Origin of the sequence: Thiorhodococcus minor (assembly GCF_010820565.1) — a bacterium.
Taxonomy (GTDB): Bacteria; Pseudomonadota; Gammaproteobacteria; order Chromatiales; family Chromatiaceae; genus Thiorhodococcus; species Thiorhodococcus minor.
Map to the genome: position 1 here is coordinate 1 of NZ_JAAIJQ010000111.1, position 14,166 is coordinate 14,166.

General features: G+C 62.3%; 17 protein-coding genes. 16 read left to right on the plus strand and 1 reads right to left on the minus strand.

All coding sequences use genetic code 11. The features are described 5' to 3' along the window. The 16 genes from G3446_RS28850 to G3446_RS23475 form a co-directional block, all read left to right on the plus strand. Nucleotides 1–663 (plus strand): IS66 family transposase (locus G3446_RS28850; protein WP_164455849.1); only part of this gene is annotated, 663 nt, incomplete at its 5' end. Next, entirely contained in the window at nt 635–946 is a 312-nt protein-coding gene (locus G3446_RS28855) for an IS66 family transposase (protein ID WP_164455867.1), read from the plus strand. The genes G3446_RS28850 and G3446_RS28855, both read left to right, overlap by 29 nt. 112 nt (nt 947–1,058) lie before the next feature. Continuing rightward, complete coding sequence (locus G3446_RS23410) at nt 1,059–4,586, plus strand: ATP-binding protein (protein WP_164455868.1); 3,528 nt, start codon at nt 1,059–1,061, stop codon at nt 4,584–4,586. A gap of 708 nt (nt 4,587–5,294) precedes the next feature. Continuing rightward, a complete protein-coding gene (locus tag G3446_RS23415; protein ID WP_164455870.1) occupies nt 5,295–5,438 on the plus strand; it encodes a light-harvesting protein in 144 nt (47 codons plus the stop codon). Between the two features lie 41 nt (nt 5,439–5,479). Next, a complete protein-coding gene (gene pufA, locus G3446_RS23420) occupies nt 5,480–5,629 on the plus strand; it encodes a light-harvesting antenna LH1, alpha subunit (protein WP_245232712.1) in 150 nt (49 codons plus the stop codon). A 57-nt stretch (nt 5,630–5,686) separates the two neighbouring features. Then, complete coding sequence (locus G3446_RS23425) at nt 5,687–6,349, plus strand: helix-turn-helix domain-containing protein (protein ID WP_245232713.1); 663 nt, start codon at nt 5,687–5,689, stop codon at nt 6,347–6,349. Between the two features lie 371 nt (nt 6,350–6,720). Further along, nucleotides 6,721–6,864, plus strand: a complete 144-nt coding sequence (pufB, locus tag G3446_RS23430) for a light-harvesting antenna LH1, beta subunit (RefSeq protein WP_164455874.1) — start codon at nt 6,721–6,723, stop codon at nt 6,862–6,864. Between the two features lie 19 nt (nt 6,865–6,883). Continuing rightward, nucleotides 6,884–7,111 carry a light-harvesting antenna LH1, alpha subunit gene (gene pufA, locus G3446_RS23435; protein WP_164455893.1) on the plus strand — a complete coding sequence of 76 codons (228 nt, stop codon included), beginning with the start codon at nt 6,884–6,886 and terminating at the stop codon, nt 7,109–7,111. 96 nt (nt 7,112–7,207) lie between these two features. After that, entirely contained in the window at nt 7,208–7,333 is a 126-nt protein-coding gene (pufB, locus tag G3446_RS23440) for a light-harvesting antenna LH1, beta subunit (RefSeq protein WP_164455876.1), read from the plus strand. Between the two features lie 54 nt (nt 7,334–7,387). Further along, nucleotides 7,388–7,549, plus strand: coding sequence for a light-harvesting antenna LH1, alpha subunit (gene pufA / locus G3446_RS23445; protein ID WP_164455878.1), 162 nt, complete (start codon nt 7,388–7,390; stop codon nt 7,547–7,549). 190 nt (nt 7,550–7,739) lie between these two features. After that, nucleotides 7,740–7,988: a hypothetical protein gene (locus G3446_RS23450; protein ID WP_164455880.1), complete on the plus strand. Its 249-nt coding sequence runs from the start codon at nt 7,740–7,742 to the stop codon at nt 7,986–7,988. 135 nt (nt 7,989–8,123) lie between these two features. After that, nucleotides 8,124–9,776 carry a circadian clock protein KaiC gene (kaiC, locus tag G3446_RS23455; RefSeq protein WP_164455882.1) on the plus strand — a complete coding sequence of 551 codons (1,653 nt, stop codon included), beginning with the start codon at nt 8,124–8,126 and terminating at the stop codon, nt 9,774–9,776. 17 nt (nt 9,777–9,793) lie between these two features. Beyond that, nucleotides 9,794–10,114 carry a circadian clock KaiB family protein gene (locus tag G3446_RS23460; protein WP_164455884.1) on the plus strand — a complete coding sequence of 107 codons (321 nt, stop codon included), beginning with the start codon at nt 9,794–9,796 and terminating at the stop codon, nt 10,112–10,114. Nucleotides 10,115–10,142: 28 nt separating this feature from the next. Then, nucleotides 10,143–10,541 (plus strand): circadian clock KaiB family protein, encoded by a 399-nt coding sequence (locus G3446_RS23465; RefSeq protein WP_164455886.1) that lies wholly within the window; start codon nt 10,143–10,145, stop codon nt 10,539–10,541. A gap of 7 nt (nt 10,542–10,548) precedes the next feature. After that, nucleotides 10,549–12,861: an ATP-binding protein gene (locus G3446_RS23470; RefSeq protein ID WP_164455888.1), complete on the plus strand. Its 2,313-nt coding sequence runs from the start codon at nt 10,549–10,551 to the stop codon at nt 12,859–12,861. A 203-nt stretch (nt 12,862–13,064) separates the two neighbouring features. Next, nucleotides 13,065–13,700 carry a response regulator transcription factor gene (locus tag G3446_RS23475; RefSeq protein ID WP_164455890.1) on the plus strand — a complete coding sequence of 212 codons (636 nt, stop codon included), beginning with the start codon at nt 13,065–13,067 and terminating at the stop codon, nt 13,698–13,700. A 235-nt stretch (nt 13,701–13,935) separates the two neighbouring features. Here G3446_RS23475 and G3446_RS23480 read toward each other — a convergent pair. Further along, nucleotides 13,936–14,166 (minus strand): hypothetical protein (locus G3446_RS23480; protein ID WP_425338427.1); only part of this gene is annotated, 231 nt, incomplete at its 5' end.

Genomic DNA, 14,166 nt, shown 5'->3' on the forward strand with positions numbered 1-14,166 from the left:
TGGCATCTCGCTGGAGCGCTGCTGGTCGCCTTCATTTGCGCGCTGACCCAGCGCATGCGCCTCTCGCGCGCGAAGGTGCGCGAATTCCTCTTTGACTGGCTGGGGCTGTCGCTCTCCACGGCCACCATCAACCAGTGCGTTGATGAGGCCGGGCGTGCGCTTGAGCCAGTGCTCGAGGCGGAGATCCACACGGCGGTGCGCGATGCCGAGGTGCTCTATGCCGACGAGACTAGTTGGAAGGAGCACGCTCAAGGACAGTGGCTGTGGGTGTTCACCTGCACCACCGCCACCTTGTTCGTCGTCGGCCGACGCCGCCGCGCGGTCGTCGCGCAGGTGCTCGGCGAGCACTTCGCAAATTGGCTGATGAGCGACGGCTACGCGGCCTATCGCCATCTCGGGCAGCGCCTGCGCTGCCTGGCGCACATCATCCGTAAGGCCACGGGACTCGAAGAGAGCTTCGATCGCCAGGCCCAGCGCTTCGGCACACACCTCCTAGAGGTCATCACCACCGTCATTGCCGCAGTCGACGCCGTGCGTGGCGGGGCACCCCCGCCGGACGGTGGGCTGCGTGCCGCGCATGTGCCGATGATCAACGCACTCCTCGAGACCTGTCTTGGTCTGGTCGACGCCCCTCATGAAGAAGACCCGCGCTTTAGCGCGTGAGCTGGTCAACGACTGGGACGCGTTCTGGGTCGTGCTGGATCATCCCGAGCTTCCATTCACCAACAGTGAGGCCGAGCGGATGCTGCGCCACTGGGTGATTGCCCGTCGCATCAGCCTGGGCACGCGCACCCCGCAGGGCTCGCGCGCCTTCGCGCTCATCGCCAGCGTCATCGAGACCTGCCGCAAACGCCAGACCTCGCCGTGGACCTACATCGCCGAGGTGGTTCGCCAACGACGCAAGGGGCTTGAGGCGCCTGCGTTGCCGCAGCCGGCTGCAGCCTGACAAGGCCTCCCGGGTAGCTCCTTTGGGGTGGGGGGTAAACCTTTACTTCTTATGTTGTCGAGTCGTGACAGATGCTCGGCTTCATACTCACCGTCAGAGCGGACGGACCTTTATGGCGCCAACAACCGACTTCGCACCTCGCGTCCCGGGCCTCGACCAATGCGAGGCTGAGCCGATCCACATCCCCGGTTCAATCCAGCCGCATGGCGTCCTGCTGGCATTGGATCAGGCTGAGCTGCGGATTCGTCAGGTCACGCGGAGCGTCGAGTCGCTGCTCGGTGTTTCCGCCGCCGATCTCATCGAGCGCGCGCTTGCCGAGGCGCTCTGTCCCAGGTTGGCGGCGAGCGTGCGTCAGGCCCTGGAGAGGTACAGGGCTCGGCCCGATATCCCCGCATCCTTCGATTGGCATCCGACCAACACTCGCGGTGCGCTCACCGGTTATGTGCATCTGTCCGAACAAACGGTGGTGCTGGAACTGGAGGCAGCCGCCCCGGAGCAGCCGGGTCTGAGCGAGACGCTTGCACAGACCATGCGTGACTTCAGTGTGATCCGTAAACAGACCGAACTCTCTGGCAAGCTGGCGGCAGCCACAGTGCTCTTTCGCCGGCTCACCGGCTACGACCGTGTCATGGTGTATCGGTTCGACGAGGATTGGCATGGCGAGGTGATCGCGGAGGCCTGTCGGCCTGATCTGGAGCCCTACCTGGGGCTGCACTATCCCGCCTCGGACATCCCCGCCCAGGCCCGGCAGGTCTTCCTGATCAATCCCTATCGGGTGATCCTCGACGTTGACTATGTGCCGTCCACGCTGCACCCGGTGGTGAATCCGGTGAGTGGTGAGCCGCTCGATCTTTCCCGCAGCTTGCTGCGCAGCGTCTCCCCGGTCCATTTGGAGTACCTCAGAAACATGGGCGTTGGCTCCACCATGACCATGTCTCTGCTCAAAGACGGGCGCCTCTGGGGATTGGTGGCATGTCACCATGGGATGCCGCACTCGGTTTCCGCAACCGTGCGCGAGGTCGCCTGTTGGATGGCGCAGGACCTGGCGACTCAAATCGCCTTGACGGAAGAGGTGGTCGATCGTTTCTACGCCGGGCATCTCCGAGTGTGCCGCGAGCGGATCATCCTTGCGATGCGCCAGGGCACGCGCTTGCCGGCGTTGCTGACAGGCCCAGAATTGGCGAACGTCCTGGGTGCGATTGGCGCCGATGGTGTCGCATTTATTCGTGGAGACGATGTGATCACCGGTGGGGCGACGCCGGGTCCGCGCCTGGTCTTAGAGATCGCGGCCGGCTTGAGCGCCCTGCATGCCAATAGTCCATCCCAACTCTTCGCGAGCGACTGTCTGAGCGAGCATCTCCCGGAAGCGACCGACCTTGCCGCGACCGCAGCCGGAGTGGCGCTCTTTCCATTGGAAGCGAATCAGTCGATCAAGCTCATTTGGTTCAGGGGAGAACAGCTACGACAGGTCACCTGGGGCGGTAATCCAGATAAGGCGATGGACGTCGCGCCAGACGGACGCCTAAGCCCGCGCCAGTCGTTCGACGCTTGGCGTCAGGTCGTCAGGTTGCGCAGCCGACGTTGGACCTTCGAAGAGCTGGAGTCGGCCCGCAAGCTCGGCGCCTTGATCGACATCGAATGGCGAAAAATGGCTGAAGAGGCGCTGCGCGAAAACGAGGCGCTGCTCAAGGACGTGCTCGATTCGCTGACGGCTCACATCGCCGTGCTGGATGCGCGAGGCGTCATCAATTTGGTCAATGCGGCCTGGCGACGCTTCGCCGAGAACAATGGCGGAAGTGTTGATTGTATGCCTGGGATCGACTACATGGCCGTCTGCCGCCAGGCCTTGTCCGGTGCTGAAGGTGTCGAGGCGAGATGCGCACTCAAGGGGCTCGAGAACGTTCTCGCCGGTGTGGAGAGCGTATTCAGCCTGCAGTATCCGTGCGATTCCCCGACCGAGTCGCGCTGGTTCGAAATGCGCGTCCTTCCGCTGAGTGGGGAGCGATCCGGCGCTGTGGTCGCGCATGAGGAAATCACCGGTCAGAAGCTGGCGGAGCAGGCATTGAAGCGCAGCGAGGAGCGGCTTCGTCAGGCAGCGGAGGAGGCGCTGCGGCTGAGCAAGGAGAGCTTCCGGCTTGCGGTGGAGAATATGCCGGACGCGCTGGTTATCTATGACGATCGTATGTGCTACAGCTTCCTAAACACCGTCAGCCTGAAGCGTGGCGGACTTCCGCTGGAGTCCTATCTCGGCAGGCGGGACGATGAGATCTTCGCGTCTGAGACCTGCTCGAGTTATCTGCCTTACTTGCGTCAAACCTATGAAACCCGTGCTCCGACTGCTTTCGAGTGCGGCCTGGACCTGGCGACGGGCCATTACGATCTGGTCGTCACCTACGTCCCGATGCTCGAGCACGGCGCGGTGTACCAAGTGTTCGGCTTCTTCTATGACATTACGGAGCGTAAACGCAGCGAGGCGCAGTTGGCCGAGCAGGCGCGAGAGTTGCGGGAGGCGGACTGGCGCAAGGACGAGTTCCTCGCCATGCTGGCACACGAGCTTCGCAATCCCTTGGCGCCGATCTCGAATGCCGTTCAGCTCTTGCAGCGTGAGGGATCCGATGAGCAGATCGCCTGGGGCCTTGCGGTCATCCGGCGTCAGACGCTGCATCTGACCCGGCTGGTCGATGACCTCTTGGACATCTCGCGGATCACCCGGGGCGTCATCGAACTCCGCATGGAGCCCCTCGACCTTGCCGTCATCCTCGCTCGGGCGGTCGAGACGAGCTTGCCCGCGATCGTGGCGCGGCGACAGCGACTGCAGACGCGCTTTCCGGACGGAAGGCTCTGGGTCGAAGGCGATTTGGTGCGGCTCACCCAGGTCGTATCGAATCTGCTGACGAATGCAGCCAAGTTCACCGATGAGGGTGGGCAGATCTGGCTCGGCGTGGACGCAACGGTCGAGGCTATCGAGATTCGTGTCCGCGACTCCGGGCGAGGTATCGATCAGGATAAGCTCTCTCAGCTCTTCGATCTCTTTTACCAAGTCGATTGCACCATCGCTCGAACTGAAGGCGGGCTGGGGATCGGGCTCTCGCTGGTCAAGCAGATTGTCGATATGCATGGGGGCACGGTTGAAGTCCATAGCGCCGGACTCGGCAAGGGCAGCGAGTTCAGCGTTCGCTTGCCCCTGCTCGCCGATCCTTCGGACGCGCCGATGAGCCATGGCGTCGAGGATCGGGGTACCTCGTCCAGGTCGTCGATGAAAGCTGGGCTGCGCGTGCTCGTCGTCGACGATAACCGGGACGCGATCGACAGCCTTGAGCTACTTCTCGGCGTTGAGGGCTATGAAATGATGGTGGCCTACGATGGCGAATCGGCGTTGAATCTGGCGATGGCGAGGCGCCCCGACGTCGTGCTCTTGGACATCGGGCTGCCGGGGATGGATGGCTATGCCGTGGCGCACGCGCTGCGGCAGCAATTCCTGCATGCAACATTGCGGATCATCGCGATCACCGGTTACGGACAGCCCGAGAGCCGTGAGCGGTCAAGGTCCGCTGGCTTCGATGTTCACCTCGTGAAGCCCATCGACTTCGACGCGCTCCTCGCCCTGTTGGCCGACTACAGAAGGCTCGCCGCCGACTGAGACCCGGTCTGGAAAGCGTTCAGGGCGCTATCTGCGTTTCAGCCAGGCATGCCCTCGGATAGGGCGGCATCCTTGCTGGAGCAACGCCCCGGTGCGACCAATCTCGGTACCTGGGCCGCTGCTCTCCCGCCGTCGAATGCAGTCGGGATTGCGCCAGTGCGGGGCACGCTGCCTGAGGCGCCCCATCACGTCGCTGAGCGTCATGGAGCAAAGCCGCTTCTCTTTGGCCGACCAGCAGGCGCTTCGTCGGCAGCACCGCGCGCCCTCATGAATCGATACCCGCAGGATCCTAGGCGGCTGCTGGCAGCCCCGAAATCTCCCCGCTACCCGGAATCGCTCGGCCCATCCGGCCCAGGTATGCGGCCGGCTGCGTCGGAGACCTTCCTTCTCTTCGTCACTGCGTCGGCCCGACGTGAGGGCCGTCCGGTCGTGCGGGTCTAGGACGCAAGCTGTGCGCCTGGCCGAGTCGCCATCCCATGCTTCGGCTTGCGGTTCCTCTGCTGATCTCTGTCAATAGAACTAGACACCACAGGCCGTCAAGGCTTATTGACACGTAGTTTTACGTGATGCTACTGTTATCTCCACTGAAGGGTGCTTGGCCCTTCAGTTGGGAGCCGCAAGCCCTTTGGTCCGGCCCTCAGCGAGGTGTCCGCGGCGATCGCGCCTAGCGGGCTACCCATCCCGATGTTATGCAACTGGAGGCCAATAATGGCTGATCTGAAGAGCCTCTCGGGTATCACCGAGCAGCAGGCACAAGAGTTTCACGCGCAGTTCAAAGTCACCTACACCGCTTTCGTCGGTCTGGCGGCACTGGTGCATCTGTTCATCCTCGCGACCAATCCCTGGTTCTGAGCCACACAACTAAACGCAAGAGGTAATAAACAATGGAAGTCATGGGTTACAAACCAATCGAGCAAGACTATCGGATCTGGATGGTTGTGAATCCCGCAACCTGGCTGATGCCCATTCTGTTCGCGGTCCTGCTGATCGTGCTGACGGTTCACGTCGCCGTGCTGTCCCTTGGGTGGTTCACCTGGGGCTGAGCGCCGCGCCGAGACTGGGGTCGCCGCGGAGGTGGCTGCAGTCCAGCGAGATGCGAGATGCGTGTGGGACGCATCTCGCGATTCACGGCGAAGGACTGCCGGTGTTCCAGTTCAATGTGGCGGGCGCCGGTGCGTGGTCCGCACGCTGTCACGGATGAGTCCTTGAAGTTAATGAGCCCGAAGGTGGAGTCGACCGCCATGAAAGCCCCCCTGTTTATTCGCCCATTGACCGCGAGCGAGCGTCAGGCCTTGGCGGCCGGACTGAGTTCTCCTGATGCCTTCACGCAGCGCCGCTGCAAGATCCTGCTTGCCAATGTCGCCGGTAAGACGGCGCCAAAGATTGCGGCGTCGCTCGGCTGTGCGCAGCAAACCGTGCTCAATGCCCTCAATGCGTTCGAGCGCGAAGGATTGGGGTGCCTCGTCGAGAAATCGCACCGCACCAAGAAGACCAGACGTCCGCTCATTCAGGGGCATTCCGCCGAGAAGATCTGCTCCATCTTGCGTCGAGATCCTCGGGAGTTCGGAAAGCCCCACCGCCGGTGGACCTATGCTGCCGTCGCGGAGGTGGCGTTCGAGCAGGGATTGAGTGAGCGCGCGGTGAGCGAAGAGACGATCAGGCAAGTCATCTTGCGCCTTGGGCTGGACTGGAAACAGGCTCGGGCCGGGGTTGTGCTGCGTGCCCGGTCTGACGCCCTGCGTCAGAGTGCGGTCGCCTGCTGATTGCGAGTGAAAATACTTGAGAAACGATGTAAATTCTGATTGACATTTCGGTGCGTCAAGTTAAGATGACACGTACTAACACGGGTTACTGCTAGTTGCATGCTGATACACGGACGGTTGGGCTAGGTAGTGTAGCTAGGGGTGCGTAGGTCGCGGATGAGCGCACGTCCGATCGGGCGATCAGACGCTGAGGTAGCGCTTTATGGGCGCTACCCGTGCGGGCCAAGGATGCCCCGCCATTTCCGAGCCGCTCAATGCTCGGGAATAGAGTGACTCGGAAACACAGTTTGCGAGTCGTGAGCTGATCGAATGCCGGGCTGGCATTCATCAAACTCTCCTAACGACGACTTTGACTAATGTTGGAGGCTAATATGGCTGATCAAAAGAGTTTGTCCGGGCTGACCGAGCAGCAAGCGAAAGAGTTTCATGAGCAGTTCAAGGTGACCTACACCGCGTTTGTCGGTCTCGCTGCACTTGCGCACTTGATGGTCATCGCAGCGAATCCTTGGTGGTAATTTCAAGAGGTCTATGAAGATGGCTATTGAATTTATGGGCTACAAGCCGCTTGAGCAAGATTACAAGTTCTGGATGGTCGTCAATCCGGCAACTTGGCTGATCCCGACCTTCATGGTCTTGATACTCACCGCGCTTCTTGTGCATGTGTATGCGTTCTCGCTCGAGGGTCAGGGCTTCAGCGCCCAGCCTGAGGCTGCGCCTGCGGTCGAGGCGGCAGCGCCAGCAGAGGCGGCTCCCGCGGAATGAATTTGTACGGTTATGGTGCCGCACCATGACCCTCGATCTGCCTCATTGTTTGAATGAAGCGGAAACCTTGTGAATCCCTAATGGGAGGAAGACAGAATGAATGGCTTGACCGAACAGCAGGCGAAAGAGTTCCACGCGCAGTTCAAGATCACCTATACCGCATTCGTAGGGCTAGCTGCTCTGGCGCACCTGATGGTCCTGGCGAACAATCCCTGGTTCTAGAACTATCTGGTTCTGGCTCGATTCCAGTTCGAATAACCTAAAGAGATCAATTCAATGAGCGATATCGCAAAACCCAGCAACCCGAATGACGATTGGAAAATCTGGATGGTCGTCAATCCGTCCACTTGGCTGATGCCTATCCTCTTCGCCGTGCTCCTGATCGTGCTGACCGTCCACACCGTGGTTCTGCAGCTCGGTTGGTTCACTTGGGGCTAAGCAGCAGGACAGTGTTGATCGTCGCCCGGTCTGGTGACCTAGGTTGCCGCTCGGGCGTCTGATCAAGCCCTGCACGCCAAGGCCTCGGGTGGCGCAGGGCATGACCGGATTGCCGAACCCGCAAGCGGTGATCAACCCTTTCTGGAGCGATTGAATCCGGCCTCTCCGCTCGACCGATGCATCGGAGTCGATGCTCCGGCGACACCAACCCAAGCGATCCATTGCCATCGGCGGCGTCGAATCGCGCGAGGCAGTCGAGACCTTGTTCGCCGCAGCTGAGCGAGGGGTCGGACCCGGCCAGCGCCACACCCTGGCGTGTCTTAGGCCGATTTTCCGCGCAAATCTACTCATCAGTGCTAGCATGTTCGGCGACATTCTAGAAGCCTTGCTGGTGCAGTTTTTCTTGATCGCCTGCTTTCTTGATCGCGTGATCGCTTGATCGCCTGCACGCGGCCCACCTCAAGGCTCGGCGCTCCGGCGCGGCTCTTCGCAAGCATCGCCCTGCGTCCGGTTCTCCCCGTATTGCGGCCTTTGGTGGATGCCAGAAACAATCTCCTGCGGTGATGACGCTACTATGTCAGTCGAATTGCCAGATGGCCCAGTTGCGGCACCTGTCGTAAAGTGTCCTACCGGTATTCGTGGTCTTGACGAGATTACCGAGGGTGGCTTGCCGCGCGGACGGCCGACTTTGGTATGCGGCGCCGCTGGATGCGGCAAGACCCTACTGGCGATGGAGTTCATCGTCCGCGGGGCACATGACCTTGGCGAGCCGGGTGTCTTCATGGCATTCGAGGAGACCGAAGGCGAGCTGATCGCGAACGTCAGCTCGCTCGGCTTCGCCTTGGATCGCTTGGTTGCCGAGAACCGCGTCGCGCTCGACTACGTCTATGTCGAGCGCAGCGAAATCGAAGAAACCGGTGACTATGGCCTGGACGGCCTCTTCGTGCGCCTCGGCAGCATGATTGAAGAGGTTGGTGCCCAACGTGTGGTCGTCGACGGCATCGAAGCCTTGTTCGCCGCGCTTCCGAGCGAAGGCATCCTGCGCGCGGAGCTGCGCCGCCTGTTCCGCTGGCTCAAAGACCAGGGCGTGACGGCTGTAATCACCGCCGAGCAGGGCGCGCGGACACTCACGCGGCATGGGCTCGAGGAGTATGTCAGCGACTGCGTCCTTTTCCTCGACCATCGTGTTCGCGGTCAGGTTGCAACGCGCCGCCTGCGTGTCGTCAAGTACCGTGGGTCTCGACACGGCACCAACGAGTACCCTGCCCTGATCGACAAGTACGGCATGAGCGTGCTGCCGATCAGCTCCGTCAACCTTGACCACCGCGTCTCGCGGGAGCGCATCTCCACAGGGATTCCGCGGTTGGACGACATGCTCGGCGGTCAGGGGTATTACAGCGGCAGCAGCGTGCTGATTTCCGGCACGGCGGGGGCTGGCAAGAGCAGCATCGCGACGGCATTCGCCGACAGCGTCTGCCGCCAGGGCGGGCGTTGCCTCTATTGGTCTTCGGAAGAATCGAAGGATCAGATCCTTCGGAATATGGGTTCGATCGGACTCGCTCTTCAGCCGCACCTCGACAAGGGATTGCTTTACTACCATACCGTCCGGCCCACGCTCTACGGGCTGGAGAACCATCTCGTCAGCCTGCACAAGCTCGTGAGCGAGTGGCGGCCAGACGCCGTCATCTTGGATCCCATCACCAACTTCGCGGCCATTGGCGACGCGGGCGAAGTGAAGCTGATGCTCACGCGGGTGATCGACTTCCTGAAGAAGGCGGGTATCACCTCCGTCTACACGAGCTTGGCCCAGAGTTCGAGCCCAGCGCAGCTCGAAGAGACCGACGAGGGCGTCAGCACACTCATCGACACCTGGCTGCTCGTGCAGATGGTGCAGGCTGCCGGCGAGCGCGATCGCCTGCTCTCCGTGCTGAAGAGCCGCGGCATGGCACACTCGAACAAGGTGCGCGAGCTGTTGCTTAGCGACCAGGGGATCGATCTGGTCGACGTCCACACCGACTCGGGTCAGGTCCACACCGGCTCGGCCCGGCTCGCCCAGCAGGTTCGCGACGAGGTCGATACCAGGGTCCGCCAACGCGGGAGCGAGAGCCAACGACGCGAGCGACACGATCTTGTCAGGCAGATCCAATCCCTGCAGGCGCGGCTCTCCGAGCTAGAGCAGGATGCGGCCATCGCCTCGGTCGAGGAGTCGGGCCGCCACGGCGATTGATGCGAGGAGTCAAGACGATGACACGGCAGCGCTCGGATATGCGCGACGGCATGGTTGAGGAAGACAGCTGGTGTTTGCGGCTCTATGTCGCCGGCCAGAGTCCCCGCTCCATTCTGGCCTTTCGCAACCTTGAGGAGATCTGTGAGACCCACCTTGCGGGTCGTTACGAGATCGAGATCATCGATCTGATCGAGAATCCAAGGCTGGCGCGCGGCGATCAGATCGTGGCTGTGCCGACGCTGGTGCGCAAGCTGCCGGAGCCCGTGCGCAAGATCATCGGCGACCTCTCCGATACCGACCGGGTGCTGGTGGGGTTGGATCTGCGGCCGCGGGCATGATCATGGATCCACCGAGCGGAAGTTGACCATGACCGAGAAAGAGACGCCTGGCGAGCCAGTTGCGCAACGTCCGGGGGAGCTCACCGATGACCTCGAAGACTTGGGGCCTGTCGCATGCGACGAGCAGGGCGCGCATTTCGTCCTCATCCTCTATGTCGCCAGCCTCACGCCACGCTCGGTGACGGCCATCCAGTCGGTCAAGTCGATCTGCGAGACGCACCTTCAGGGTCAGTGCGAGTTGGAGATCATCGACATCTACGAGCATCCCAGTCTGGCCAAGGGCGAGCAGATCGTCGCCGCGCCTACCCTGATCAAGAAGCTGCCCTTGCCACTGCGTCGCCTGATCGGTGACATGGCTGATCAGCAGCGCGTGCTCGTCGGCTTGGATCTCCGCGCGAAGGGCGACGCTTCGGACTCACGGAGGTAGCGACTTCGTGTCAGGTTCGTTCAATGCACCGAGGCTAGACGCCCTGCAGGCCGAGAACGCCGAGCTGCGAGCAAGGCTCGAAGAGGCCGAGGAGACGCTCCGCGCGATCCGTGAGGGTGAGGTCGATGCCATTATCGTTAGCGGCAGCCAGGGTGACCGCGTCTTTTCGCTGACGGAGACGGAGAACCTGCATCGCCAGATGGTCGAGACCATGAACGAGGCGGGCCTCGCGATCTTACCGGACGGATTGCTGCTCTACTGCAATGAGCGCGCCGCGACTTTGCTGCGGCGATCGCGCGGCGCGCTGCTGGGACGCCGGCTCGACGAATTCGTGGCCCCGCAGGACAGCGCACGGTTGAGCGCTCTGCTGGCAGCCTCGGCCCAGGGTACGGCGGACGAGCGTGTCGTTTTCTGCATCGACGACGAGACGGCCGTTCCCTTGCATCTCTGGGCCAGCCGGCTGCAGCGTCCGGAGGGGGCTCTGATCTGTCTGGTCGGCACCGACCTCAGCCGGCTCGAAGCCGAACGTGCCCTGGTCGCGCAGCTCCAGGAGCAGCAGCAGGCCTTGGGCGCCTCCCGCGCCGAGGCGCTCGATCTCATGGCTCAAGCGTTCGCGGCGCAGGAGGCCACAGCCCAAGCGGTCCAGGAGCTACGCGAGGCTGATCGCCGCAAGGACACTTTCCTGGCTACCCTCGCGCACGAGCTGCGCAATCCGCTCGCGCCAATTCGCAATGCCCTCGCGATCCTGCGCCTGAGCTTGCCCGGCGAGCCAGAGACCCAGACGGCCCTCGCCGTCATCGAGCGCCAGTTCACCCATCTGGTGCGGCTGCTTGACGACCTCCTTGAGGTCTCGCGCATTACCAGTGGCAAGATCGATCTGCGCAAGGAGCCGGTCGAGCTCTCGACGGTCATTGCCAACGCCGTGGAGACGATTCAGCCGCTGATCGAAGCGGCCCGCCAGCACTTGACCCTCACGCTGGCGCCACAGCCGATGTGGCTTGAGGCCGACCCGGTGCGCCTGGCGCAAGTCTTCGGAAACCTGCTCAACAACGCCACGAAGTACACGGGGATCGGGGGCGAGATCCGGCTCGCCGTCGAGACGAAAGACGGCGCTGCGCAAGTCGTCGTGAGCGACACCGGCGTCGGCATCTCTAAGGACCTGCTGCCGCATGTCTTCGAGCTCTTTCGGCAGGGCGCCCCGGATCAGCCGCATGGTCAGGGGGGATTGGGAATCGGTCTGTCGCTCGTCAAACGGCTGGCTGAACTCCATGGGGGCCGCGTGGAGGCAATCAGCGCCGGTCGTGGCCAGGGCAGCGAGTTCAGGGTGCTGCTCCCCTTGTTGGCGGGTTCGCTGGCGCAGCTCCCCAGTGCTCAGCCCAGCCAGCCGCGCGAGCTGTCTGGTCTTTCGCCAGCCTGCCGCATCCTAGTCGTGGACGATAACCAGGATGCGGCCACGAGCCTGGGGAGCTTGCTTGCTCGGCAGGGCGGGCAGGTCGAGATTGCCTTCGATGGCCCATCGGCGCTCCAGCGTTTCGATACGCAGCGCCCGGATCTGGTGATCTTGGACATTGGGATGCCCGGCATGGATGGGCATGAAGTCGCCCGCCGCATTCGCGCACGCTCCGATCTGACAAAGCCGATGCTGATCGCGATGAGCGGCCTTGGCCAGGAAGCCGATCGCCAACGCTCGTTCGAGGCGGGATTCGACTACCACCTGGTCAAGCCGGTTCCCTTCGACGTCTTGGATTCGCTCCTCTCGACGCGATGGGGCTTAGGACCTGCAGTTAGCTCGGCGCTGGCGGCTGTACCCGCTCAGGGAGGGGAATGCGGTTCGCCGGACGCGGCGCGGCGACCCCTTTCCTTGCCATTGCAGTCCCCGCCCGCAGCCTCGCAGCCCCCTCTGGCGCCTCCGCTGACAGAGGCACTCAAGACGTTGGAGCAGCAGCTCGATGTGGTGATTCAGTCGCCGGACTCGCTCAGCAGCCCAGTGGACCTGGCTGTACAGATCGAGGCCTTTCGCGCCAGGGGGAGAACGCTGATACACGAACTGACTCAGCCCCTGAATGTCGCGGCCTGCTACGCCGTCGCGGTGCGGAATTTCGCAGCCAGTTCCGCCGCTGATGCCGCTCCGCTTTGCAATGCGCTGCGTGGCATTGATCAGCAGATCCAGCTCTCTGCCGCGGCGATTGAGCGTCTGCGTCAGTTATTCAATGACGAGGGGGCGGTCGAGCCGACCCGCTCGACACACCCCGCCGACAGGGCGCGCGTGGCTAACGCGGGTGCTGTCGGGGCTGGTCGTCCAGCCTCTGGCCCGGGCTGATTGCGTGGCGTCGAGTCGGATGCGGAACGCCCGCAATGCGCGTTCGCGCGCGCCGCATCTCGGAACCAGGACCCGAGCCATGCCCCGAGACGCGCGAGGTTGTCAAAGTCGGGTCTAAATGACCACAATGAGATCGGGGGGCGAGCATTGATGCGCTGGCAGCAACTGCGGCCGACCCTGTTGTCAGGAAAACTGAAACCAAGATGACTGCCGAACCGATCGCCTACATTGTCGATGACGATCCTGCCTTGCGCGACGCCCTGAGTCTGCTACTCGAATCCGTCGAGATTCCTGCGAAGACGTTCGCCCGCGCCGAGGACCTCCTTGCCTCCAGTTTGCTGCGCGATCCGCGCCCGGCCTGCTTGCTGGCGGACGTGCGCATGCCTGGGATCAGCGGCATCGCACTGCTTGAACGGTTGCGGGAGGATGGCATCGCCATCCCGACCATCTTGATCACGGGGTATGGAGACATCCCCATGGCCGTGCGTGCGATGAAACTCGGCGCCATCGATTTCATCACTAAGCCCGTCAACCATCAGGCGCTCATCGATCTGGTTCAGGAGACCTTGCGTGATCGGCTTGCCTGCCAGGGTCCGGACCACGGCGATGACGTCCTGCTGGAGAGATTCAATGAGCTGACGTCTAGACAACAGCAGGTCTTCCGTTGCATCACTGCGGGCCAGTCCAACAAGACGGTGGCCGAGGAGCTGGGTATCAGTGTGCGCACGGCCGAGTTCCATCGAGCACGTATCATGAAGAAGATGCAGGTCCACAACCTCGCCGACCTGACCCTGGCTCGCGTCACCATCGAAAGCCGTCTTGCCCAGCAGAACAAGTGAGGCCGGAGAGTCGGCTGTACCTTGTCCGAATCTGCGCGGCAGGAAGGCGGTTTTCGGTGGTGCTCCATCTGCGCGGTTCGACTCAGGGCAAGAGGCTGTCTGAATCTTGTAATTGTCCGAGCTGGGGCGAATTCATTCGCCCTCCCGCCAGTGCCAAGGGCGACTAAAGTCGCCCCGAGGTTTTTCAGACAGCCTCTAAGGCATCTCATTACACACATCGTAACTTCTCAATAATTCACGGCACAGCCTCAGCGGCCAAGATCCGTTCGCGCACGATGTCCGGCAAGGGCGGGATGTCTCCGACCTGTCCGATGCGGTCGTTGAGGTCGTCCCAGAAGGAAATCCCGAGTTTTCGGCAGGTCTTCTTGAGGCTGGCGAAGGTGTCACGAAGCGACGCCCTAGATCGCTGCGGGTCCCGCCGCTGATCTTGCGCCATTTCACATCGCTGCGGATGTCGTTCTCGCTG

Bases quoted from the DNA above. Each gene is read 5' to 3' on its own strand.
- G3446_RS28855 (WP_164455867.1), top strand. From the start codon at position 635: ATGAAGAAGACCCGCGCTTTAGCGCGTGAGCTGGTCAACGACTGGGAC.
- G3446_RS23410 (WP_164455868.1), top strand. From the start codon at position 1,059: ATGGCGCCAACAACCGACTTCGCACCTCGCGTCCCGGGCCTCGACCAA.
- G3446_RS23415 (WP_164455870.1), top strand. From the start codon at position 5,295: ATGGCTGATCTGAAGAGCCTCTCGGGTATCACCGAGCAGCAGGCACAA.
- pufA (WP_245232712.1), top strand. From the start codon at position 5,480: ATGGGTTACAAACCAATCGAGCAAGACTATCGGATCTGGATGGTTGTG.
- G3446_RS23425 (WP_245232713.1), top strand. From the start codon at position 5,687: ATGCGTGTGGGACGCATCTCGCGATTCACGGCGAAGGACTGCCGGTGT.
- pufB (WP_164455874.1), top strand. From the start codon at position 6,721: ATGGCTGATCAAAAGAGTTTGTCCGGGCTGACCGAGCAGCAAGCGAAA.
- pufA (WP_164455893.1), top strand. From the start codon at position 6,884: ATGGCTATTGAATTTATGGGCTACAAGCCGCTTGAGCAAGATTACAAG.
- pufB (WP_164455876.1), top strand. From the start codon at position 7,208: ATGAATGGCTTGACCGAACAGCAGGCGAAAGAGTTCCACGCGCAGTTC.
- pufA (WP_164455878.1), top strand. From the start codon at position 7,388: ATGAGCGATATCGCAAAACCCAGCAACCCGAATGACGATTGGAAAATC.
- G3446_RS23450 (WP_164455880.1), top strand. From the start codon at position 7,740: ATGCTCCGGCGACACCAACCCAAGCGATCCATTGCCATCGGCGGCGTC.
- kaiC (WP_164455882.1), top strand. From the start codon at position 8,124: ATGTCAGTCGAATTGCCAGATGGCCCAGTTGCGGCACCTGTCGTAAAG.
- G3446_RS23460 (WP_164455884.1), top strand. From the start codon at position 9,794: ATGACACGGCAGCGCTCGGATATGCGCGACGGCATGGTTGAGGAAGAC.
- G3446_RS23465 (WP_164455886.1), top strand. From the start codon at position 10,143: ATGACCGAGAAAGAGACGCCTGGCGAGCCAGTTGCGCAACGTCCGGGG.
- G3446_RS23475 (WP_164455890.1), top strand. From the start codon at position 13,065: ATGACTGCCGAACCGATCGCCTACATTGTCGATGACGATCCTGCCTTG.